Genomic DNA, 427 nt, shown 5'->3' on the forward strand with positions numbered 1-427 from the left:
CCCCTCACGGCTCACCCCGCTTAGGGATTTTTCTGATTGGCTCACAGATGCCGGTGCCAAAGTGGAGGGGGGTACTATCTTTTTCCACCCTGCCGTGGTAGACTCTTTCTTATAATGGGAATCTGTGCCAAAATTTTAGGGCGGCTCCCACTCCATTATGATCTTTTGATTCTAGAAGACTACCACGAGCCGGCACACCCTGTCAACTATGAACCCCCGTGCCGGTCAACCCGCCACCAAACTTGACATTAAGATTGACCGGCACACCCCCTCACGGCTCACCCCGCTTAGGGATTTTTTCTGATTGGCTCACAGATGCCGGTGCCAAAGTGGAGGGGGGTACTATCTTTTTCCACCCTGCCGTGGTAGACTCTTTCTTATAATGGGAATCTGTGCCAAAATTTTAGGGCGGCTCCCACTCCATTAT

Source organism: Kamptonema formosum PCC 10802, from assembly GCF_000332335.1.
Lineage (GTDB): Bacteria > Cyanobacteriota > Cyanobacteriia > Cyanobacteriales > Oscillatoriaceae > Oscillatoria.